The 23,252-nt window shown below is 45.1% G+C and carries 16 protein-coding genes; all 16 read left to right on the top strand.

Translation table 11 applies throughout. The features are described 5' to 3' along the window. Window positions 1–2: 2 nt before the first annotated feature. Window positions 3–566 carry an L-threonylcarbamoyladenylate synthase gene (locus BUC01_RS08075; RefSeq protein WP_025834220.1) on the top strand — a complete coding sequence of 188 codons (564 nt, stop codon included), beginning with the start codon at window positions 3–5 and terminating at the stop codon, window positions 564–566. A 65-nt stretch (window positions 567–631) separates the two neighbouring features. Continuing rightward, window positions 632–2,422, top strand: a complete 1,791-nt coding sequence (locus tag BUC01_RS08070; RefSeq protein WP_025834218.1) for a chloride channel protein — start codon at window positions 632–634, stop codon at window positions 2,420–2,422. A gap of 23 nt (window positions 2,423–2,445) precedes the next feature. Then, on the top strand, window positions 2,446–3,417 hold the full coding sequence (gene fmt, locus BUC01_RS08065; RefSeq protein ID WP_073313280.1) for a methionyl-tRNA formyltransferase: 972 nt from the start codon (window positions 2,446–2,448) through the stop codon (window positions 3,415–3,417). Between the two features lie 226 nt (window positions 3,418–3,643). Next, window positions 3,644–4,237 carry an RNA polymerase sigma factor gene (locus BUC01_RS08060; protein WP_025834216.1) on the top strand — a complete coding sequence of 198 codons (594 nt, stop codon included), beginning with the start codon at window positions 3,644–3,646 and terminating at the stop codon, window positions 4,235–4,237. 139 nt (window positions 4,238–4,376) lie between these two features. Then, window positions 4,377–5,012 carry a DUF4840 domain-containing protein gene (locus tag BUC01_RS08055; protein ID WP_025834214.1) on the top strand — a complete coding sequence of 212 codons (636 nt, stop codon included), beginning with the start codon at window positions 4,377–4,379 and terminating at the stop codon, window positions 5,010–5,012. Window positions 5,013–5,214: 202 nt separating this feature from the next. Then, the gene (locus tag BUC01_RS08050) at window positions 5,215–5,400 is read left to right on the top strand and encodes a hypothetical protein (RefSeq protein WP_025834212.1); all 186 of its coding nucleotides are present in this window, start codon (window positions 5,215–5,217) and stop codon (window positions 5,398–5,400) included. Between the two features lie 63 nt (window positions 5,401–5,463). Beyond that, on the top strand, window positions 5,464–6,114 hold the full coding sequence (rpe, locus tag BUC01_RS08045) for a ribulose-phosphate 3-epimerase (protein ID WP_025834210.1): 651 nt from the start codon (window positions 5,464–5,466) through the stop codon (window positions 6,112–6,114). A gap of 58 nt (window positions 6,115–6,172) precedes the next feature. After that, window positions 6,173–8,275: a ComEC/Rec2 family competence protein gene (locus BUC01_RS08040; protein ID WP_083595452.1), complete on the top strand. Its 2,103-nt coding sequence runs from the start codon at window positions 6,173–6,175 to the stop codon at window positions 8,273–8,275. 1,118 nt (window positions 8,276–9,393) lie between these two features. Further along, the gene (locus BUC01_RS08025) at window positions 9,394–10,623 is read left to right on the top strand and encodes a DUF4934 domain-containing protein (protein ID WP_025834205.1); all 1,230 of its coding nucleotides are present in this window, start codon (window positions 9,394–9,396) and stop codon (window positions 10,621–10,623) included. A gap of 178 nt (window positions 10,624–10,801) precedes the next feature. Next, a complete protein-coding gene (locus BUC01_RS08020; RefSeq protein WP_081795842.1) occupies window positions 10,802–11,875 on the top strand; it encodes an efflux RND transporter periplasmic adaptor subunit in 1,074 nt (357 codons plus the stop codon). A 7-nt stretch (window positions 11,876–11,882) separates the two neighbouring features. Next, window positions 11,883–14,951, top strand: a complete 3,069-nt coding sequence (locus tag BUC01_RS08015) for an efflux RND transporter permease subunit (RefSeq protein WP_073313277.1) — start codon at window positions 11,883–11,885, stop codon at window positions 14,949–14,951. A 4-nt stretch (window positions 14,952–14,955) separates the two neighbouring features. Further along, a complete protein-coding gene (locus tag BUC01_RS08010; protein ID WP_025834201.1) occupies window positions 14,956–16,431 on the top strand; it encodes a TolC family protein in 1,476 nt (491 codons plus the stop codon). Window positions 16,432–16,458: 27 nt separating this feature from the next. Continuing rightward, window positions 16,459–19,617, top strand: coding sequence for an efflux RND transporter permease subunit (locus BUC01_RS08005; protein WP_073313275.1), 3,159 nt, complete (start codon window positions 16,459–16,461; stop codon window positions 19,615–19,617). Window positions 19,618–20,466: 849 nt separating this feature from the next. Further along, entirely contained in the window at window positions 20,467–21,093 is a 627-nt protein-coding gene (locus tag BUC01_RS08000) for a hypothetical protein (protein ID WP_025834199.1), read from the top strand. 253 nt (window positions 21,094–21,346) lie between these two features. Beyond that, a complete protein-coding gene (locus BUC01_RS07995) occupies window positions 21,347–22,579 on the top strand; it encodes a site-specific integrase (RefSeq protein WP_025834198.1) in 1,233 nt (410 codons plus the stop codon). A gap of 20 nt (window positions 22,580–22,599) precedes the next feature. Continuing rightward, the gene (locus tag BUC01_RS07990) at window positions 22,600–22,986 is read left to right on the top strand and encodes a hypothetical protein (protein ID WP_025834197.1); all 387 of its coding nucleotides are present in this window, start codon (window positions 22,600–22,602) and stop codon (window positions 22,984–22,986) included. Window positions 22,987–23,252 lie beyond the last annotated feature (266 nt).

The raw sequence follows: 23,252 nt of genomic DNA, 5'->3' as shown, positions 1-23,252 counted from the left end.
AAATGATAGAAGATATTAAAAAAGCCTGTCAGGTGATGAACGAAGGCGGAGTCATTCTGTACCCCACCGACACCATTTGGGGCATTGGTTGTGACGCCACTAACGAGGAAGCTGTGCGGCGCGTGTATGAGATTAAGCAGCGCTCGGACAGCAAGGCGATGCTGGTATTGGTCGATTCTGCCGTAAAGGTGGACTTCTATGTGCAGGATGTGCCGGAAGTGGCCTGGGATTTGATTGAGGTCGCAGACAAACCGCTGACCATCATCTATTCCGGTGCACGCAATCTGGCTCCCAACTTGCTCGCCGAAGACGGCAGCGTGGGTATCCGGGTGACGAATGAGGAGTTCTCGAAACGTCTTTGCCAACAATTCCGCAAGGCAATTGTTTCTACATCCGCTAATGTCAGCGGACAACCTTCACCGGCAAATTTCAGTGAAATCACAGAAGAACTTAAGTCTTTGGTAGACTATGTAGTGGGGTATCGCCAGGATGAAGCAGGACATCCGAAACCATCCAGTATCATCAAGCTGGATAAGGGAGGCGTTATAAAAATCATACGCGAATAAATGATGCTGCTTCAGGCAGCTGCCTTCGTCCGGTTTGTCAGGATAAGGGTATATAAATAGGTATAATGGAAAAAGAGAAGAGAAGTTTGTTTCAGCGTTTCCTATTATGGCGCGAGAAAAATATTAAGGAAAAGCAATTTATTCTGATACTCAGCTTTCTGGTAGGTATATTTACGGCAATTACCGCCTTGATACTGAAGATGCTGATACATTGGATACAGAATTTTCTGACGAATAATTTCAATACGACGGAAGCTAACTACCTTTATCTGGTTTATCCGGTGGTAGGTATTTTTCTGGCAGGATTGTTCGTGCGCTATGTGGTGAAGGACGATATCAGTCACGGAGTAACCAAAATCCTTTATGCGATTTCCCGGAGGCAGGGACGGATCAAGCGGCATAATACGTGGTCGTCTGTGATTGCCAGCTCCATAACCATCGGTTTCGGTGGTTCGGTAGGAGCGGAGGCGCCTATTGTGCTGACGGGATCGGCTATCGGTTCCAACTTGGGAAGTGTCTTCAAGATGGAGCATCGTACACTGATGCTGCTGGTAGGCTGTGGTGCTGCCGGTGCTATTGCCGGTATCTTCAAGGCGCCTATTGCCGGATTGGTATTCACGTTGGAAGTGCTGATGATAGACCTGACTATGACTTCTTTACTCCCGTTATTGATTTCTGCGGTGACTGCCGCTACCGTGTCTTATATCACTACCGGTACGGAAGCTATGTTCAAATTCCATCTCGACCAGGCATTCGAAATGGAACGTATTCCTTACGTTATCATGTTGGGGATCTTCTGCGGTTTGGTTTCACTTTACTTTACCCGTGCCATGAATTCGGTAGAAGGGGTGTTCGGTAAGTTGAAAGGCCCTTATCAGAAATTGGCTTTGGGAGGAGTTATGTTGAGTATATTGATTTTCCTCTTTCCTCCGCTCTACGGTGAAGGTTACGATACCATCGAGTTATTGTTGAACGGTACTTCCAATGCCGATTGGGATACGGTGATGAACAATTCATTCTTCTATGGGCATGGTAACTTGCTGTTGCTCTATCTGATGCTGATTATCCTTTTCAAGGTCTTTGCATCCAGTGCTACGAATGGCGGTGGCGGTTGTGGCGGTATCTTTGCACCCTCTCTGTATCTGGGATGTATTGCCGGTTTCGTCTTTGCTTTTTTCAGCAATAAATTCGATTTCTCTTATTATTTGCCCGAAAAGAACTTCGCCCTGATGGGAATGGCGGGCGTAATGAGTGGCGTCATGCATGCCCCGTTGACGGGAGTCTTTCTCATAGCCGAGCTGACCGGGGGATATGACCTTTTCCTGCCGTTGATGATTGTGGCCGCCAGTTCTTATCTGACGATTATTGTTTTTGAGCCTCATAGTATCTATTCCATGCGTTTGGCGAAGAAAGGTGAGTTGCTGACACATCATAAGGATAAAGCGGTACTGACACTGATGAAAGTGGAAAATGTGGTGGAAAAGGATTTCGTAGTCGTTCATCCGGAAATGGACTTGGGTGAGTTGGTAAAGGCTATTTCTGCTTCCCGCCGCAATATATTCCCCGTGACGGATAAGACCGGAATCTTGATTGGCATTGTGATTCTGGATGATATCCGGAACATTATGTTCCGCCAGGAGTTGTATCATCGTTTCACGGTGGGCAAGTTGATGACAGCCATTCCGGCTCGCCTGTATGATACGGACAGTATGGAACAGGTAATGCGTACCTTTGATGATACGCAAGCGTGGAATCTTCCTGTGGTGGATGAAGAAGGACATTATCTGGGATTTGTTTCCAAATCGAAGATATTCAATTCTTACCGTCAGGTGTTGGTACATTTTTCAGAAGACTAAGTACATTGTAAATTGTGAATGAAATGATGAAGAAAGAAGATTTGCGGATAGTTTATATGGGTACTCCCGACTTTGCAGTGGAGGCTTTGCGTTGTTTGGTAGAGGGTGGATATAATGTAGTGGGTGTTATCACCATGCCTGATAAACCGGCAGGACGGGGACATAAGCTCCAGTTCTCTCCTGTGAAACAGTATGCACTTGAACAGAATCTTCCCTTGTTGCAGCCGGAGAAGCTGAAAGATGAGGCTTTTGTTCAGGCTTTGCGCGACTGGAAAGCTGACTTACAGATAGTGGTTGCTTTTCGCATGTTGCCCGAGGTGGTATGGAATATGCCACGTTTGGGAACATTCAATCTTCATGCTTCCCTTTTGCCTCAATACAGGGGTGCTGCACCCATCAACTGGGCGGTTATCAATGGTGATACGGAAACGGGTATCACGACTTTCTTTCTGCGCCATGAGATTGATACAGGCGAAGTTATCCAGCAGGTGCGGATTCCTATTGCCGATACAGACAATGTGGGCATAGTGCATGATAAGCTGATGATGCTTGGTGGAAAGTTGGTGACCGAAACTGTGGATGCTATCTTGAGTGATGCGGTGAAACCTATTCCGCAGGAAGAAATGGCTGTCGTTGGTGAATTGCGCCCTGCGCCGAAGATTTTTAAAGAAACTTGCCGCATTGACTGGAACCAGCCGGTGAAACGTATTTATGACTTTATACGTGGTTTGTCTCCTTATCCTGCTGCATGGTCGGAGTTGGTTCAGCCTGACGGCGAGGCGGTGGTTATGAAGATATTTGAGACGGAAAAGATAATCAAAGCTCACCAATTTACTCCCGGCACTTTGCTGACGGATGGTAAAAGTTATATCCACATAGCTGCAACAGACGGTTTTATTGGTATCCATGCTTTACAGCTGCCGGGTAAGAAACGGCTGAGAACAGATGAACTTTTGCGTGGTTTCCGATTGACGGAAGAGTTTCGGATGGCGTGAGATTGGCAGGTTGATAAGGGAATAAGGGGACGAGAAAACAAGGTCATGATGAATGATTACAGTGAATACAGCGCAGCCCTTTGCCAACTTCTTCCCTTGTCAACTAAATTATCCTTTATAGCTCTTGCTCTTTTCCCAAATATTTCTTTTCTTTGCATATTATTAACTCCTAAAACATCGAATGCCTATCGGAATACATTACGCTGAAAACTAAAAAACACACGTAATGAAAATACAAGCAAATGCTGCTGACGAAACGTTAGTAGTGCTTTATGCACAAGGCAACAACGAAGCATTCGATATCCTGTTGAACCGTTATAAAGACCGTCTTTATGCGTACATCTATTATACTGTACGCAATGAAGAACTGGCAGAGGACATCTTTCAGGAGACTTTCACGAAAGCTATCATCACTATTCAGCAGGGACGTTACAATGAAAACGGTAAATTCCCTGCCTGGCTGACACGCATTGCCCATAATCTCATTATTGACTGTTTCCGTCAGGAAAAACAGGAAAATCTGGTATCCTGTGATGAAGAAGAACGGAATTTACTGAATAATATCCGTCTTTCCGAAGGAACGGTCGAATCTGAAATTGTGAATCATCAGATTCTTGCAGATGTACGCCGCCTGATGAGACATCTGCCGGACGAGCAGCGCGAAGTGGTACATATGCGCTTTTATCAAGACCTCAGTTTCAAAGAGATAGCAGAGATGACGGGAGTCAGCATCAATACTTCTTTGGGGCGGATGCGCTATGCTATATTGAACCTGCGCCGGATGGCGGAGAAGCATGGAATAGCCCTGACCGTGGACTGAAAAATACATCCTTTAACAAGCTTTTTCCTTTTCGTGATGCAGTATTTATGCAATATACTGCATTTAACCTAATGTACGTACAACCTTAATTATGTGAATTATTAATTTATTTATCAAACTAGACTAAAATTTTTATGTCATGGAAAAAGTACACTATCTAAAGCGTTTCATGTTTCTTGTAATGGCCTTTGGCCTGGTAACCACATTTACTTCTTGTGATGACGATGACGAACCTAACCCAAACTCTCCCGCATTGACTGACGTAGTAGGTAAGTATACCGGAACAATGGAAACCATTGTTGTAGCTCCGGCAACGGAAGAAGGTGAAGAAACGCCCGGAGGTACGACTGTTACCGCAGAAGTAACAAAAGACGAAGTCGTATTTGAGAAGTTTCCGGTAGCGGAATTGATAACATCCATTGTGGGTGAGGAAGCAGCTTCCGGAATCATTGAAGCAGTAGGCGATGTTAGCTATAAAATGAAGTACACGCCGACCTTTAATGATGATAAAACTGCCATTAATATGGCGCTTACTACCGAACCTTTAGTTCTTGAAATCAACTTTCCGACGGAAGAAACCGCTGAAGGTGAAGGAGAGGAAGAAGCTCCTGATTTGAAAGTGGAAGTGACAGTTGCGGCTTCTGAGGCAGCTACTTTTGCTTATACCGGCGACAAATTGGCTTTCAAACTTCAGGTGACAGCGGTAAAAGTGAATGGTGAACCTTTTGAACTTCCCGTCACTACTTTCTCATTTGATTTAGCCAAAACGAAATAAATTATTTCATCTCGATCAGTAAAAGAACCCGGGTATGGTGTCACTACATCATCCTGGGTTGCTTTGTTTACATATCTCATGTTTTTTTATAATTTCCTGTATACTATTTCCCTTTCTCTCCCGTTCTTATTATATAAAGAGACTCCCATTTCATAACGGGCAGCCGGTGACCTCAACATTTAATTTTTAATTTGATAGGCCTATGAATAAAAAAACTACTCCTTCTTTTGCTTCTTCATCCGTCAAAGTACGCAGTTCTGCTGCTCCTGTGTCAGGAGAACGTCCGCAACCTTCTGAAAAGACCCTTGCCTTTCTCCGTAGCTTTGCCCGTAACTATCGGGTGGAACCTCAGCTTCCGCAGGGCTTACAGGGAATTATATTAGGATGAATGAAATCTTTTGTCTACATTTGTACGTTATAACTATGTATGACCTGTAAAATGTAGTGTATTATGAAACCAATCATAGCTCCTTCTATCTTGTCCGCAGATTTCGCTTATCTGGCAAAGGACTTGGAAATGGTGAACCGCAGTGAAGCCGACTGGTTCCACATTGATATTATGGACGGTGTGTTTGTTCCTAATATCTCTTTCGGTTTTCCTGTATTGAAATATGTGGCAAAGATGGCTACCAAACCTCTGGATGTGCATCTGATGATTGTACAGCCCGAAAAATTCATTAGTGAAGTGAAAGCGCTGGGGGCGCATACCATGAATGTGCATTATGAGGCTTGTCCGCATCTGCATCGGGTGGTGCAGCAGATACGCGAGGCAGGTATGCAGCCTGCCGTAACGCTTAATCCGGCTACGCCCGTGTCAATGTTGAAAGATATTATCCAGGACGTATATATGGTGCTGCTCATGAGTGTGAATCCCGGTTTCGGCGGTCAGAAGTTTATAGAACATACGGTTGGGAAAGTGCGTGAGTTGCGTGCTTTGATAGACAGTACCGGCTCGAAAGCTCTGATTGAAGTGGACGGTGGGGTTAATCTGGAGACAGGGGCACGTCTGATTGCTGCTGGTGCAGATGCCCTGGTTGCCGGAAGTGCCGTTTTCGCCGCTCCTGATCCTGAAAGGATGATACATTCATTGAAGGAACTCTAATTCTTCTATTCAGTTGATAATTAACAGCCTGCAACGACATCCTTTCTTACGACTTTTGATGCCGTTTGCAGGCGGTATTATATGCGGGGATGCGTACTTTTTTCATCATCGGACGGAATGTCTTTTGCACGCTTCGTCAGAACAGCTTGATTTACCCTTCACCCTTTTCCCTGTTTGGACTTGTCTGGCAGGTTTCTTGTTACTTTTTATTACGTACTTCTTTTCTAATAAATATCGTCTTCATTGGTTATACGGCATTTCTGTTTTTCTTTGTTGCTTAGGTTTAGGCGCAGGAATGGCGGAGGAACGGCTGCACCGTACGGATTTTCTTTTTTCTGATAAGGCGGAGGTTTATCAGGCAGTCATCCGGGAGAAGCCGGAGATGAAAGAACGGAGTGTCTTGTGTCGTGTTCATTTGGAGGGAAAGGTAGGAGATAATGCTACACGCACGAAAGAATATGCTCATACTGCTTTATTGTATTTTCCGAAAGATTCCGCTTCGGTACTGTTAAACCGGGGGGATAAACTTTGGGTGCATGCCCGGCTTATGCCTCCTGCTAATAATGGTAATCCTGATGAGTTTGACTATGTACGCTACTTTATCCGTAAAGGAGGCAGTGCTACTGCTTATGTACCTGGCGGGCATTGGCGGGTGGTGGAACATGAGACTTCCCGTACCCTCCGGCAGATGGCTTTGGATTATCGTGAGGAAGTGGTGGGGCTATATCGTCGTTTGGGTTTTCGGGGAGATAATCTTGCCGTACTTTCAGCTCTCACGGTGGGCGACAAGGAGAATTTGAGTGAGGACATTTTGGAAACATATTCTGTGACGGGAGCCAGCCATGTTCTGGCACTTTCGGGGCTTCATATCGGTTTTCTCTATGCCTTGCTGTTCATTTTTCTTTCTTTTATCTGGAAGAGGTGGGCTTTTTTCAAACCTTTCGGACTTTTGCTTATCATCCTGTTTTTGTGGGCGTTTGCTTTTCTTACAGGCTTGTCAGCTTCTGTGGTACGTTCTGTTATTATGTGTTCCTTATTAGCCATCTCCTGTTTACAACCGGAGAAGCCGTTAACTTTGAATACGCTTGCTGCTACAGCTTTTCTGATGTTACTTTATAATCCCCTTTGGCTGTTCGATGTTGGTTTCCAACTGTCCTTTGCCGCAGTGGCTGCTATCTTGCTGATACAACCCAAACTTTATAATTTACTTTCCGTACGGCATCGTATTCTCCGCTATATCTGGGGATTACTGACCGTTTCGGTTGCCGCGCAGATGGGTACAGCGCCTTTGGTGATTTTTTATTTCTCTCGTTTTTCCACTCATTTTCTGCTGACAAACCTATGGGTGATTCCTATGGTGAGTCTGATTTTGTATTCTGCCGTCTTTATGCTTATTCTTACTCCTTTTCCTTTCCTGCAACTTTGTTTAACTTCGGTAGTCAATACCTTATTGAAAACTCAGAATACAGTGCTTCGTTGGATAGAACAGTTACCCGCATCTTCTGTGGATGGTCTTTGGATTGATGTATGGGAAATCTTTCTTTCTTACCTTTTCCTTTTGTTGTTGTTCCGATATTTCGCGGTTCGTACTGTCCGTAGCATATACCTTGCACTATGTTCTCTGCTCCTTTTGGTTACCTACCATACAGTTTCAGCCAGTTTGTCCATTCCTCAGAGAAGCATTGTTTTCTATAATGTTCGTAATTGTCCTGCTGTCCATTGTCTTACGGATGAGGGGCATTCATGGTTGGCTTGTTCGGATAGTCTGCCGGATATAGCTCGTCTGCATCGCGCTCTTGCACCTCACTGGAACCATAAGCATCTGCCAGTTCCGCAAACACTGATTGCGGATTATTTCACTTCCGGTTTCACTTTCTGCAATCATATCATTTTTTATGCCGGAAAACGGATCTGCCTGCTTCATGATACCCGCTGGCGGAATAAGGTTTCCAATCACCCTCTGCCGATTGATTATTTATATATTTCTAAAGGTTATAACGGGCGCATAATGGATTTGATTCCTTTATTCAATATTTGTACCGTCATTTTGGACACTTCCCTTTCTGATTATCGTAGTAACATTCTCAAGGAAGACTGTTCCCGTCTGACCATTCCCTGTATTTCCTTGAAAGAGAGGGGAGCACTGTGTATTCATTTATAAAAAATACTTGTCCCCTCGTCAATTGACTCATATCCCTACAAAAAGAAACAAAAGTGATTAGTAATAAGTATGTCATTCAATCGAGTTTTTTCAATATTTGTCAGCACTTCAGCACTAATAGCCTTCAAACCCTTTGCCAGTCGGGGTTTTAAGGCAGTGACGACAATGTGCTTATCAGTGCTGACAAATGATTTGTTAGCACTGATTTTTAGGCCATTTTTGAATATACATTGCTGTAAATCAGAAAAATAATCCGTGTTTTGCAACTATGCGACAATCCCCCTGTATTGTGCATAAAAGGACTTTTCTAATGATATTTATCGCAGTGGGAACCCATATTACAATATATTTCAATTACCAAGATGAGTGTTGATAGTCAGCTATCGTCACTTCTGTCACTGCAAAGCCTATACAGTATCACTGCAAAGCCTATGCAGCGTCACTGCAAAGCATATGCAGTGTTACTGCAAAGCATATGCAGTATTGCTGCAAAGTATATGCAGCGTCACTGCAAGCTATATGCAACGTCACTGCAAACTATAAGCAGCAACGTTGTAACACAGCTGCAACACTATATTACTTATTATAAAGCATGCAAAGTAAAGAAGCAAGGTCTTCATAACTGATAAAAAAGGAATCAAATGATAATTTAGCGCAGCCTAAGCCTGAAAGGCTTTCATCTTACAGCCCGGGGCAACGCCCTGGGAATGAATCGTCCCCCACAATCTTACGCCCTGTAAGGGCAAAAGCTGGTGCGTGCCGTTATGCCCTTACAGGGCGCAGGGATAAACATTACTCAATTCCCAGAGCGTTGCCCTGGGCTGTAAGACGAAAGGCTTTCAGCCTTGAACTGCGTAATAATTACCTGCTCTATTCATAACCAACATCAGTTGAGTAAGTGACTCACCCGATCAACTGTTGAGCTAAATAAATTATCTCATTAGAAATAGGAGTAGAATGTTTCGAAGAATTGAATGGTGGATAGTTTTTCTATATCAAGTACGTCTTTAAATCCCCCTTTTTACTTCTTTAACGATGAAATATAGTTTGAAAACTAAAAATATTAGTTTATTTGTGGAGATGTTATGAATGTTAAATCTAAAAACACACAAGAAGTCATGAAAAAAGAATGGTTGTATGCCGTAGGTTTGGTTTGCCTGACGGCAGCTTGTACCGGTACTCCGCAATCGTCGACTACCGAATTATGTTCTATTGATGTGGCAGGAGCTATGGAAAAGCCTGCCGAATTGAAACTTTCGGAATTAGGAAGCGATGTACGCTATGTTTCATTGGAAACTACCGATTCGTGCCTGGTAGGTGGAAATCCGGATATATTGTTGCTGGATGAGGAGATTGTCGTCTTTTCACGTCAGACCTGTTTGGTCTTTGATAAAGAGAGCGGTAAATTTCTGAGTAAAGTGGGACATTTGGGTGATGATCCGGAAGCCTATTCAACTGCGGCGCCTACTTATAATGATGCGAATGGTTTGCTTTATTTTATGCGCAGACCCGGCAAATTGCAAAAATATGACCTGCAAGGTAATTATCGTGGCAGCGTTACAATACCTACTCCGCCCGATTCACCAAGTGATTTCTGCTTTACGGATTCCTCGATAATAGGTCATTACGCCAATATCGTGGGTGACAACGGGCGTGCTTTGTTATTATTCAACGAAGCGGGGGAACAGATCGATACGGTGCCCAGCCTGCTTCCGGTTCTGCCTGATAGGGGAATTGATGATATAAACAGCATCAATGTCAAAAGGCAGGGAAATGCGGGAATTATTCTGACTACATTTCAAAGCGGAGATGCCTCGGCAAGCATTGCAGGCATTCCCTTCTTATGGAAAAGTGACAATGAGATACGTTATAAAGAGAGTTTCAATGACACCATTTATACTGTGGAAGGGAATACTCTGACACCTTATATCGCCTTCTCCACCGGTAAATGGCATTGGGGAGCTGAAGCGCGTACAGAATCCAAAGATAATGAAAAACGCTTATTAGTGGGATGTGTTTTTGAGACGGATAATACTATTTTCTTCCAGTGCATCCGCGGATTGTATACCGATGAACCGGAAACGTTTAACGGAATTTATGACCGGAAAACAAATATCACCCGGATGTATGCTGAAAAGGAGGGCATCAAAGATGACCTGAACGGGTTCATGGCCTTCCGCCCCAAAGCATACAGCGCACAGGGAGAATATGGGATGATTGTGGATGCAGGAAAAGTGATGACCTGGATGGAGGAAAACCCTGAAGCGGCGGAAAACGAAAAACTTTCGGTACTGAAAGAACTAACGGATGATTCTAATCCGGTGGTGATTATTACGGTTCCGAAATAAAGAAGAAAGTATGTTCTTGTCCACCTGTTTCTAGACGGTCAAAAATATACTTGATTGATAATTAGAAAATTAATGGTCCGTAACCAGTCTTGTTTTGTCCATATATATATGGCGGCTTGTATGGGGAAAACGACTAATTTTGCATACACTAAGTGTAAAACAGAAAAACTGATATAGAATGATGAAGACACAGAACTACCGGCTTTTGCTCTGTCTGGCGCTATTTATGCTGACGGCTTGCTCCGGTGCGAAAAAAGAAGAGGCTGCCGATGAAGGAGTAACTACCGTATTACCGGACGAAAAGAATGAAGTGACAGTAGTGACTTTAAAACGGCAGACGTTTAACCACGAGCTGGTGAGCAATGGCAAGGTAGTGGCTGGAGGAATGGCTGACTTACGCTTTGAAAGTTCCGGCATCGTGGCACAGATTTATGTGAAGAACGGTGACCGGGTGCGCAAAGGGCAGAAGCTGGCGGAACTGGATAAATTCCGTCTAAAGAATAAGACTGCACAATCCAAGGATGCTTTGGAAAAATCCAAGTTGGAGTTACAGGATGTACTGATCGGGCAGGGGTACGTAGCGGATGATACCGCTAAAGTCCCTGATGACATTATGCAACTGGCGCGGGTGAAGAGCGGTTACGACCAAAGTCTTTCCCAGTATGAACTGGCTAAATACGAAGAAGAACACGCCACATTGGTTGCTCCTTTTGAAGGGGTGGTAGCCAACCTGTTTTCCAAACCTTATAATGCTGCCGGTACTTCCGATGCTTTCTGTACAATAATCGGAATACAAGGTATGGAGGCCGATTTTACCGTATTGGAGAGTGAACTTCCCCTGATAAAGAGTGGTGATAAAGTGGTGGTTACTCCTTATGCTGATCCTTCCGCCAAGTATGAAGGACGCATTTCTGAGATAAATCCTTTGGTAGACGATAAGGGCATGGTCAAGGTGAAAGCCGTTGTAAACGGGCAAGGCAAGCTTTTCAGCGGTATGAATATCCGTGTCAATGTGCATCGTTCGCTTGGAGAGCAGCTGGTTATTCCGAAAAGTTCCGTGGTGTTGCGCTCCGGCAAACAAGTGGTTTTCACTTTAGAGGACGGAAAGGCGAAATGGAATTATGTGCACACCGGACTGGAAAATGCCGAGAGCTATACAGTGGCGGATGATGGCGTGAAGGAAGGGGACATGGTTATTGTGACAGGGAATGTGAACTTGGCCCATGAAGCGCCGGTGATAATTAAAAATTAAAAGGGGGATGGTCAAGTTTCTGGTACAGCGGCCCATTGCCGTACTGATGGCGTTTACCGCATGTTTCATTGTTGGTCTGGTGACGTACTTCACGCTGCCCGTATCCTTGTTGCCGGACATTGCCATTCCGGAGATTACGGTGCAGATATCGGCTCAGAACACTTCCGCGCGTGAGTTGGAGAATACCGTGGTGAAGCCTTTGAGACAGCAGCTTATCCAAGTGGCACGCCTGAAAGATATGGATAGTGAAACGCGGGACGGGGCGGGGCTTATCCGCTTGAGTTTTGATTATGGCACTAACACGGACCTGGCCTTTATCGAGGTGAACGAAAAGATTGACGCCGCCATGAACTATCTGCCCAAGGATACGGAACGTCCTAAAGTGGTGAAGGCAAGTGCTACTGATATTCCGGTGTTTTACCTCAATTTGACTCTGAAAAATGACAGTGCCTACGGGCAGACTGATAAACGCGCCTTTCTTGACCTGTGTGAGTTTGCCGAAAGCGTTATCAAACGCCGTATCGAGCAACTGACGGAAGTGGCGATGGTGGATATCACCGGACTGGTAGAGCGCCAGTTGCAGATAGTGCCTGACGAAAACAAACTTGCCGTGCTTGGACTTTCCATACAAGACGTGGAGAATGCGCTTGCGCAAAACAATGTGGAACCGGGCAGTATGACTGTACGTGACGGTTATTACGAATATAACATCAAGTTTTCCACTTTGCTGCGTACGGAAGATGATGTGAAAAACATCCTTATAAACAAGGAGGGACGCATCATCCGCCTGGAAGAATTCTGCCGGATAGGAGTTGTTTCTGTCAAGGAGAAGGGAGTGTCCATAAGTAATGGCAAGCGGGCGGTGACATTAGCCGTCATCAAACAGGCGGATGAGAACATGGACGACATGAAGCAGGCGATTAGCGGCACCATGAGTTATTTTCAGAGCGTATATCCGGACATTGAGTTCAGCATCAGCCGCAACCAGACTGAATTATTGGACTATACCATCTCCAATCTGCAGCAGAACCTTTCATTGGGTTTCCTTTTTATCTGTATCGTAGCCGTGCTCTTCTTGGGAGATGTCAAATCTCCTTTCATTATCGGACTGAGTATGGTGGTTTCCATCGTTATCTGCTTCCTCTTTTTCTATCTGTTCAAGATGTCCCTGAATATCATATCTCTGTCCGGACTGATTCTGGCATTGGGTATGATGATTGACAGCTCCATCATTGTGACGGAGAATATCTCGCAATACCGTGAACAGGGGTATTCGTTGAGGCGTGCGTGTATTGCGGGTACCAGTGAGGTGATTACTCCGATGCTCAGTTCGTCCTTGACCACGATAGCGGTGTTCGTACCGCTGATTTTCATGAGTGGCATTGCCGGAGCCATCTTCTACGACCAGGCCTTTTCGGTAACGGTCGGGCTGCTTGTCTCTTACTTCACAGGCATCATGCTGCTTCCGGTACTGTATATGCTGGTTTACCGGACCGGGATGCGCAAGTCGTGGTTCTCACGCATACGCATCAATAATCCTATCAAGGAGCATACACTCGACCGTTTCTATGATGCCGGAGTCGATTTCATATTCGCCCACAAAACTGCGAGTGTGGTATTCTGCGTCATTTCCGTGCCGTTATGTGTGTTCATGTTCTACTTCATAGGTAAAGAGCGCATGCCTGAAATTGACCAGAACGAACTGATAGCCCGTGTGGAATGGAATGAGAATATCCATGTGGACGAGAATCATCGCAGAGTGGATGCCCTGTTCGAAAAATTCAGGGAAGAAACCGTAGAACAAACTGCCGCCGTCGGACAACAGGATTATCTTCTGAATCGTGAACAGGCCTTGTCTTCTTCAGAAGCCGAGCTTTATTTTAAGACCGGAGATCCTGCGGAAATATCGCCATTGCAGGATAAAGTGTATCGTTCTCTGAGAGCGGAATATCCTTTGGCGGTTGTTTCTTTCTCACCGCCTGAAACGGTGTTTGAGAAACTGTTTGTGACAGGGGAGGCAGATGTTGTAGCCGAACTTTACTCCCGTAGTAAGGAGAAAGTGCCGACGGCTGATGAATTGCGTAGCCTTGAAGAGAGTTTTAGCACCCGGACGGGATATGCTCCTACGGGTATTGCCTTTGAAAACCAGTTGAATATCCGTATCAATAAAGAGAAACTCTTACTCTACGATGTGTCGTATGACGAACTGTACCGTATCTTGAAAACCGCTTTCAAGGAAAACAGTGTAGCTACTCTTCACTCTTACCAGCAATATCTACCTATCAGCATTGTAGGAGAGGAGCAAACGGTGAATTACATTCTGCAGGAAACGTTGGTACCGACGCGGGCGGACAACAAAGGCATTGAATATTTGCCCTTGCGCGAACTGGTGTCGGTGATGCCGGCGGAAGATTTGAAGTCCATCACGGCCGGACGTAATGGAGAATATATACCTTTCCGCTTCTATGATGTGCAGAAGGCGGAACCGCTGATGCAGCAGGTGAAGGAACTTGCAGATGCTACCAATGATTGGGATACAGCCTTTTCCGGAAGTTTCTTTTCCAACCGGAAGATGTTGGACGAATTGGTGGTTATTTTGTTTATTTCCATTTTGTTGATGTATTTCATCCTGGCGGCACAGTTCGAGAGCTTTGTGCAGCCGCTCATCGTGTTGCTGGAAATACCGATAGATGTGGCGTTCGCACTGTTGTTGCTGTGGATATGCGGGCATACGCTTAACCTGATGTCCGCCATCGGACTGATAGTGACGTGTGGTATCATCATCAATGACTCCATTCTGAAACTCGATGCGATTAATGAATTGCGCAAGACAGGGATGCCGTTGCTGGAAGCTATTCATGAGGCGGGAAGACGCAGGCTGCGCCCCATCATCATGACTTCGCTGACCACCATCTTTGCGATGGTGCCGTTGCTGTTTTCGTTCGATATGGGTTCGGAGTTGCAGAAACCGCTTTCCATTGCCATGATTGGGGCGATGTTTATCGGTACGCTGGTCAGTTTGTTCATCATACCGTTGATATATTGGTTTATTTATAAGGGGACAACAAAAGCTTGAAATAATGAAGAAACTTGGTTTAATAATTCTTTTGGGACTTTCGCAAGCGCTTCCTTCCGTTGCGCAACAACAGATAACGTTGGATTTGAAACGGACTATTGCCATGGCAAACGATAGTTCGCTGGAAGCGTTCCGCACAAAAAACATGTATCTGGCCGGTTATTGGGAATATCGCACCTACAAGGCAAACCGCTTGCCGAGCCTGACGCTGAACATGACCCCTGCGCAATATAATCGCGACATCACCAAACGCTACGACTCCGAACAGGACTTGGATATCTATCGTAGCCAGCAATCTTTTTACGCCTACGGCAATCTCGCCATCAAGCAAAACTTCGACCTGACTGGCGGCACGTTCTATTTAGATACGGAGTTGGGCTATATGCGCAGTTTCGGTTCCAATTCTTATACCCAGTACACCAGTGTCCCCATACGTGTGGGGTACTCGCAAAGTCTGGTCGGCTATAATCCTTTCCGTTGGGAACGGAAAATAGAGCCGTTGAAATACGAGAAAGTGAAGAAAGAATATATCTACAATGCCGAACAGGTATCCGAACAAGCCACTACCTATTTCTTTACACTTGCAATGGCACAGGCTGAATATGATCTGGCAAAAGAGAATGTCGCCTCTTCCGATACTCTTTACCGCATCGGTATGCAACGCCTGAAAATAGCCTCTATCAGCCGTGCAGACCTTCTGACGCTGAAACTGGACGTCGTGAATGCCCGTAACACCCTGCAAAACGCCGAGAGTTCACTGAAGCGTGCCATGTTCTCGCTGGCTTCTTTCCTCAACCTTGAGAAGAATACGGAAATAAGACTTGACCTCCCCAGCCGTCCCGGTGAACTGGTTATTCCGGTGGATGCCGCTCTGGATGCCGCCCGTTCCAATAATCCGAACTTCCTGGAATTGCGTCAGGATGTGTTGGAAGCCGAAAGGAATGTGGACAAGACACGGAAAGAATCCCGCTTCAATGCCAGCATCAACGCCAGTATCGGTTTCAATCAAGTGGCGGAGAAGTTTGGTGAAGCTTATAATCATCCTATGCAACAGGAAATGGTGTCCGTCAGCATCTCTATTCCACTGGTGGATTGGGGAGTGCGTAAAGGAAAGTATAATATGGCCCGCAACAATCTGAATGTAGTGAGAACTTCTTCCCGCCAGAATGAAATCAGCATTGAAGAGGAAGTCATCATGACCGTGAGCGATTTCAACGTTCAGCAGGCTCTTGTGACGAGTGCCGAAGAGGCTCTCGACCTCTCCATTCTGGCATACAACGAAACCCGTCAACGCTTCATCATCGGCAAAGCGGACATCAGCAGCCTCACCCTGTCTCTGAACCGCCAGCAGGAAGCCCAGCGTAACTATATATCAGCCTTGAAAAACTATTGGCTGAACTATTACAAAATCCGCAAATTAACCTTGCACGATTTTGCCAGCGGCTTCTCCCTCTCCGATAAGTTCGACTATGCCCGATAATCAATTAATAATTGATAATTAATAATTATGAAGCGTCTCTCTCCTTTCACCCTCATCGTCACCTTTGTCTGCCTGGCACTGGTTGGTTTGGCTCTGGTACCGCTGCTTCCGGTCAAACTGAACCCGTCACGCACGTTGCCGGGTTTCACGGTGCGTTTCAATATGCCGGGTACCTCGTCGCGGGTAGTAGAGATGGAGGCGACGAGTAAGCTGGAGTCCATGCTGGCCCGCATCAAAGGGGTGAAAGGGATGTCTTCCACTTCCGGCAATGGTTACGGCAGCATTACGGTGGATTTGGATAAGCACGCGGATGTGGATGCGGTACGTTTTGAGGCTTCCACCATCATTCGCCAGACATGGGCAAAACTGCCTTCCGGAGTCAGTTATCCGTATATCGACATGAAAGTGCCCGATGCGAATACTTCCCGTCCGTTCCTCTCGTTTACACTGAATGCCCCTTCTACGCCTATACTGATACAGCAATATGCGGAAGAGCATATCAAACCGCGACTGGCCAAACTGCAAGGTATTTATAAGATAGATTTAAGCGGCGCTACCCCGATGGAATGGCGGCTGGAGTATGACAGTGAGCAATTGCGGACGTTGGGTATCAGCATTTCGGATATTCAACGGGCTATCCGGCTACACTATAATAAAGAATTTCTGGGCACGCATAATATGGACACGCCTGCCGGTAAACAGTGGATACGCCTGGTGCTGGTGCCGGATGGAGTCAGTGGAGAGTTCGATCCTTCGGATATTACGGTGACGGCTTCGGATGGCAGAATTATCCGTCTGAATGAATTGGTAACGGTGACCCATGTAGAAGAAGAACCGCAAAGCTATTATCGCATCAATGGGCTGAATTCTATTTATATGTCCGTCACGGCTGTAGAAACTGCCAATCAGCTGCAACTGAGCAATGAGGTGATGGAAGAAATGGAGGCGATACGCCTGACATTGCCACCCGGTTATGAAGTGCATACCAGCTATGACGCTACAGAGTATATCCGCGAAGAATTGGACAAAATTTATTTCCGTACAGGGCTGACGGTGCTTATTCTGTTGGTATTTGTCTGGATTATTACGCTGAACTTGAAATATCTGTTGCTGATAGTCACCAGTCTGGCTGTTAACATTGCTGTGGCAGTTATTTTCTACTATCTTTTCGGGCTGGAAATGCAATTGTATTCGTTGGCGGGGATAACAGTGTCTCTGAATCTTGTGATAGACAGCACTATTGTGATGACCGACCATATCCTGCACCGGCGTAATCTGAAAGCATTCATGTCCGTGCTGGCGGCTACTTTGACGACAATGGGCGCATTGGTCATCATCTTCTTCCTGGATGAGAAGATACGGTTGAACTTGCAGGATTTCGCTGCTGTGGTGATTATTAATCTGGCAGTCTCTCTCTTTGTCGCACTCTTCTTTGTTCCGGCAATGATTGATAAGATCAGGCTTGTAGGGACGAATAAACGGTGGGTACGTGCTCATATCCGTATCCGCCGGCTGACGGTGTATTTCACTCATTTTTACCAATTACTCATTCGCTTCCTGTTGCGTTGGCGGGTGGCGGTGTGCGTTGTGCTGATATTGGGCTTTGGCCTGCCCGTCTTCCTGCTTCCCGAAAAAATGGAAGGAGAAGGCAAGTGGACAGAACGGTATAACAAGACATTGGGATCTTCCACCTATAAGGAGAAAGTGAAACCCATAGTAGATAAAGCTTTGGGTGGCAGCCTTCGTTTGTTTGTGCAGAAAGTGTATGAGGGTAGTTATTTTAGTCGTAATGAAGAAGTGGTGCTTTCTGCCAATGCCAACCTGCCGAACGGGAGCACACTGGAACAGATGAATACCTTGGTGAAGCGGGTGGAGACTTATCTCAGCGGTTTTAAGGAAATCAAGCAGTTTCATGCTTCTGTCTACAATGCACGCCGGGCTAATATTCAAATCTATTTCAAGAAGGAGTATCAGCACAGCGGTTTCCCATATACGCTGAAAGCCAGTCTGATAGGTAAGGTTTCCGAGTTGGGCGGCGGTAGCTGGGATGTGTACGGTTTGCAGGACCAGGGTTTCAGTAATGACGTCCGTGAGAACGCGGGTTCCTATCGCATCAAAATGTATGGTTACAATTACGATGAACTCTATGCATGGGCTGAGAAGTTGAAGGAAGTATTGCTTTCGCACCGTCGCATAAAGGAGGTATTTATCAAGTCGGAGTTTTCCTGGTGGAAAGATGATTATCAGGAGTTCTATTTCAATCTGGACAAAGAGCGTATGGCACAGGAGGGGATTAATGCCCAACGCCTGTTTTCAACCATTCAGCCTATATTTGGCAAGAATATGCAAGTAGGCTCAGTGGTTACGGAAAGGGGAGCGGAAAGTATCCGGCTTTCTTCCCGCCAGTCTCACGAGTATGATGTATGGGCTATGCAGTTTTTTCCTTATGGTGCGGACAATGGAAAGCACTATAAACTCTCTGAACTGGCTACAGTGGAAAAAGGGCAGATGCCACAGCAGATAGCTAAAGAAAACCAGCAATACCGTCTTTGTCTGCAATACGAATACATCGGCTCATACGAGCAAGGCAACAAGATACAGAAGCGGGATCTGGAAGCGTTCAATAAGACTTTGCCGATGGGATATACGGCCGAGTCGGATAGCCAGTCATGGTCATGGGGGAAGAAAGATAACAAACAGTATCTGTTGTTGCTGGTTGTTATTGCCATTATCTTCTTCACGACGAGTGTCCTGTTCAATTCGCTGAAACAGCCCCTGGCTATTATATTTGTCATTCCGGTATCTTATATCGGGGTGTTCCTCACATTCTATTGGTTCCGCCTGAACTTTGACCAGGGTGGATTCGCTTCCTTCGTGCTTTTGTGTGGTATCACGGTGAATGCCAGCATTTATATTCTGAATGAGTATAACAGCATCCGCCGTCGTTTTCCGCGACTTTCCATGCTTCGGGCATATACAAAGGCTTGGAACGCAAAAATATTACCTATTTTCCTCACGGTGGTTTCTACTATCCTGGGCTTTATCCCGTTTATGGTCGGAACAGAAAAAGAGGCTTTTTGGTTCCCGTTGGCATCGGGCACCATTGGAGGACTGCTTATGTCTATTATCGGTATTTTCTTCTTCCTGCCGGTGTTCTGCCTGAAGAGGAAGGAGATATTTATCTGAAAGCAGTATTCTTGTCTCTAAGAAATTGAATATACTGCCTAAATGCACCAGTCATTACGGATAAGTTTATTGTGATGCCTGCATTCAGCCGGGAAATATCAAAATGACAAATTGCTAATTCTGTTCCGTCACACTCCTGTCTTTCCTTTATCAGCGTAGCGTCCTACAGAAAAACGCAAGGATTTCCTGTTTGAGAAATGCACGGTGATATGAGAAAAGGGGGAGAAGTAGTTATTTGACGAATAGAAACTTATTGTTGAATCATTATGAAATATTATTCCGCTATATTTTGGAAAAATGATTTTCTTGATCTGTTCCCTATTCCTATCAAAATAGAAAATATATTGCCTTCAAATGGAGGGGCTACACCCTCTGGACCGGATAGTGTCACCCTTTATTCGATAAGGTGTCGCCCTTTTGGGGATATGGTGTAGCCCTTTGGGAAAAAGAGTGCATCATTTGGGCGAACAGATAGTATGTTTTACCCCAACAGATGGTATGTTTTGGGCAAACAGATGGTGTGTTTCACCTAAATAGACCATCTGTTTAGAGAAAAAAGACGGTTAAAATCCTCCAGAAGCCCCTGTTTTGCGGAAAGGCTCGTTATCAAAAATAAGAGAATCCAAACTTTATGTCACAGAAATCGCCTCATTGCGGACATTTGTACCAGCCTCATTTAGTAGACACTGAAAATATTTATTTGATAATTGCTTTTTTGAAAAGGGGGTGTACTTCAGGATAGGGACGGATTGGTTTTCTTTTCAAAGGCACAGGCAGAAATATGTGCATAAAGTCGAAGATGTTTATTAAAATCAGTATATTTGTTGCATCACACATGAATAATAACCTATGCATATTATACTGAGGCTGCTATTACTACGGGAAATACTGTTCTGTTTATTGCTTTTTTGGGGGGTGATTGTGCTTGCGTCGTCTTGTCAGCGTCCTAAAGAGGAAGCTCCCATTTGCAGTGCCATTACTTTACGGGCTGCCGACACGGTGCAAAGCCCGTCTCTGAAAGCTTTCATCTATTGTTATTATGGTCGTCGCTACCTAAACGGGCATAACTATGAGGACGCACTGCAATGCTTTTCGCAAGCTGCCGACATATTCGAAAAGAAATCGCTGACCGCTTCTTATGCCAATGCCTTGCGAAATATGGGGCGGGCTCATCTTTTATCTTCGCGTCTCGATAGTTCCCTGTATTATTACTTACAGGCACAAGAAGAAGTGGCAGATTTTGATCCTAATCTTTTTATGGATATCTCTACTGAGTTGTTCATTGTATGTCGGGATGTGAATGATTGGAAAAAGGCTAAAGAACAAATGCTTCAATATCGGAGAATGTCGGCAATGGACGAACTTCCGATGCGACGGTTTTCCAATGGTATATATTTGATGAAGGAAGATTTTGTAAAAGGGAGAAGACAGAACTTAAATGCGTTGCAGGGCGAGGAATTTAAAATAAACAGCTAACGGAATAGCAAATTTGAGAAAAGCGTAGCGAATAGACTGGAATAGCGTTCGTTACGCTTTTCTTTTGGGTTGGTATAAAGCCATCTCAAGCCGTGTTAAAGCCACTAAGCGCAAGAGTTCAGTTACCACCTCATTACCGTGCGGATAGAGCAGATTTCTTGCTAAGTGTTTGTTTTTCTGCGTTCTGCGGAGGTTTGCTTAGCAGTCGATAACTCACTGTAATCTAATTTTGTAACCCAAAAAAGAGTGAGTTATGCGAAGTACATTCAAAGTATTATTCTATGTAAAGAAAGGCAGTGAGAAGCCCAACGGCAACCTGCCATTGATGTGCCGCCTTACGGTGGACGGAGAGATTAAACAGTTCAGTTGCAAGATGGATGTTCCCCTGCGGCTGTGGGACGTGAAGAACAACCGTGCTTCGGGCAAAAGTATCGAAGCGCAGCGAATCAACCGTGCCGTTGATAAAATCCGTGTGGAGGTGAACCGCCGCTATCATGAGCTGATGCAGACGGACGGTTATGTCACTGCCGCCAAACTTAAAGATGCCTATCTCGGCATCGGTGTCAAACAGGAAACTCTGCTTAAACTCTTTGAACAGCACAATGTCGAGTTTGCCAAGAAAGTGGGACACAGCAGGGCAAAAGGTACATTCCAGCGGTATATAACCGTATGCAAGCATCTACATGAATTTATCCCGCATACTTACAAGCGTGAGGATATTCCCCTGAAAGAGTTGAATCTCACGTTCATCAACGACTTCGAGTATTTCCTACGGACAGAAAAGAGATGCCGCACCAACACTGTATGGGGCTATATGATTGTGTTGAAACATATCATTTCCATAGCGAGAAATGACGGTCGTCTGCCGTTCAATCCCTTTGCGGGATATATCAATTCACCAGAAAGCGTGGACAGGGGCTATCTGACCAAGGCTGAGATACAGACACTCATGGACGCTCCGATGAAGAATACCTATCATGAATTGGTAAGGGACTTATTCATCTTTTCGGTTTTCACGGGTTTGGCGTATTCCGATGTGAAGAACCTTACAACAGACAACCTTCAAACATTCTTTGACGGCAACCTGTGGATTATCTCCCGAAGAAAGAAAACCAATACGGAATCCAATATCCGACTGTTGGATGTTCCACTAAAGATAATAGAGAAGTACAAAGGAATGACAAGGGACAACAAGGTATTTCCCATGCCGAGCAATACCACCTGCAACAAGATACTGAAAGAAATCGGCAGTCAGTGTGGTTTCAAGACACGGCTCAGCACACATGTGGCAAGACACACGAACGCCACGACCGTACTGTTATCCAACGGAGTACCGATTGAAACCGTAAGCCGACTGTTAGGACATACCAACATAAAAACCACGCAGATTTACGCCAAAATTACAAATCAGAAGATAAGTCAGGATATGGAAGTTCTGTCGCACAAGTTGACGGATATGGAGAAAAATATTTGCAGTAACATTTGATAACCTTAAAACGAATAGCAATGGACAGGAAAATAAATATCATCAAGATGGACGAGCATGGCAATATCACCATGCCTACCGATATAAGAACAATCGCCATGAGCGAGTGGGAAATCTGCGAATTGTTTGGGATAACCTCTCCTACTTTCCGTGCTGCGATAAAGGCAATCTATAAGAGCGGCGTTTTGCGTGAATGCGAAGTAAGACGCTCCATCTGCTTGTCGGACAAATGCAGCATGGATGTTTACTGCTTTGAAATGGTTGTCGCTCTTGCTTTCCGCATTAACTCATACGGAGCAGAACGAGTACGGAATGCCGTAATTGAAAAGTTGTACTTGCGAAAAGAGAAAACAAGCATCTTCTTTTCGCTGGATTGTAGAAAGGAAGCACCTAAGTATCAGGCATAAAATATATAGCTATAACGACATGAAGTAATGAAACCGATGCGTATTCCCATTGCCAACAATATATTTATGCGAGTGTTTGAATAGGCGCATTGCCATTCATACGTATTAAGACGACAGGTCCCGAAGAAACTGCCATTAAAGTGGTATTTCTTCGGTTTTTTTATTGTTATACTCCCTAACAGGCTGCAAGTTTTTCACTCCGTGTGTTTTTTGCGCCATTCTGCCGTGATTTGCGTATCAGGGGGTTAAGCGGCTCACTCTAACTT

Origin of the sequence: Bacteroides stercorirosoris (assembly GCF_900142015.1) — a bacterium.
Taxonomy (GTDB): domain Bacteria; phylum Bacteroidota; class Bacteroidia; order Bacteroidales; family Bacteroidaceae; genus Bacteroides; species Bacteroides stercorirosoris.
Note: the sequence above shows the minus strand (reverse complement) of the source record. Positions and strands in the feature narration are given on the sequence as shown.

Excerpts from the sequence above, each read along its gene's own strand:
- BUC01_RS08075 (WP_025834220.1), top strand. The coding sequence starts at position 3 with ATGATAGAAGATATTAAAAAAGCCTGTCAGGTGATGAACGAAGGCGGA.
- BUC01_RS08070 (WP_025834218.1), top strand. The coding sequence starts at position 632 with ATGGAAAAAGAGAAGAGAAGTTTGTTTCAGCGTTTCCTATTATGGCGC.
- fmt (WP_073313280.1), top strand. The coding sequence starts at position 2,446 with ATGATGAAGAAAGAAGATTTGCGGATAGTTTATATGGGTACTCCCGAC.
- BUC01_RS08060 (WP_025834216.1), top strand. The coding sequence starts at position 3,644 with ATGAAAATACAAGCAAATGCTGCTGACGAAACGTTAGTAGTGCTTTAT.
- BUC01_RS08055 (WP_025834214.1), top strand. The coding sequence starts at position 4,377 with ATGGAAAAAGTACACTATCTAAAGCGTTTCATGTTTCTTGTAATGGCC.
- BUC01_RS08050 (WP_025834212.1), top strand. The coding sequence starts at position 5,215 with ATGAATAAAAAAACTACTCCTTCTTTTGCTTCTTCATCCGTCAAAGTA.
- rpe (WP_025834210.1), top strand. The coding sequence starts at position 5,464 with ATGAAACCAATCATAGCTCCTTCTATCTTGTCCGCAGATTTCGCTTAT.
- BUC01_RS08040 (WP_083595452.1), top strand. The coding sequence starts at position 6,173 with ATGCCGTTTGCAGGCGGTATTATATGCGGGGATGCGTACTTTTTTCAT.
- BUC01_RS08025 (WP_025834205.1), top strand. The coding sequence starts at position 9,394 with ATGAAAAAAGAATGGTTGTATGCCGTAGGTTTGGTTTGCCTGACGGCA.
- BUC01_RS08020 (WP_081795842.1), top strand. The coding sequence starts at position 10,802 with ATGATGAAGACACAGAACTACCGGCTTTTGCTCTGTCTGGCGCTATTT.
- BUC01_RS08015 (WP_073313277.1), top strand. The coding sequence starts at position 11,883 with ATGGTCAAGTTTCTGGTACAGCGGCCCATTGCCGTACTGATGGCGTTT.
- BUC01_RS08010 (WP_025834201.1), top strand. The coding sequence starts at position 14,956 with ATGAAGAAACTTGGTTTAATAATTCTTTTGGGACTTTCGCAAGCGCTT.
- BUC01_RS08005 (WP_073313275.1), top strand. The coding sequence starts at position 16,459 with ATGAAGCGTCTCTCTCCTTTCACCCTCATCGTCACCTTTGTCTGCCTG.
- BUC01_RS08000 (WP_025834199.1), top strand. The coding sequence starts at position 20,467 with ATGCATATTATACTGAGGCTGCTATTACTACGGGAAATACTGTTCTGT.
- BUC01_RS07995 (WP_025834198.1), top strand. The coding sequence starts at position 21,347 with ATGCGAAGTACATTCAAAGTATTATTCTATGTAAAGAAAGGCAGTGAG.
- BUC01_RS07990 (WP_025834197.1), top strand. The coding sequence starts at position 22,600 with ATGGACAGGAAAATAAATATCATCAAGATGGACGAGCATGGCAATATC.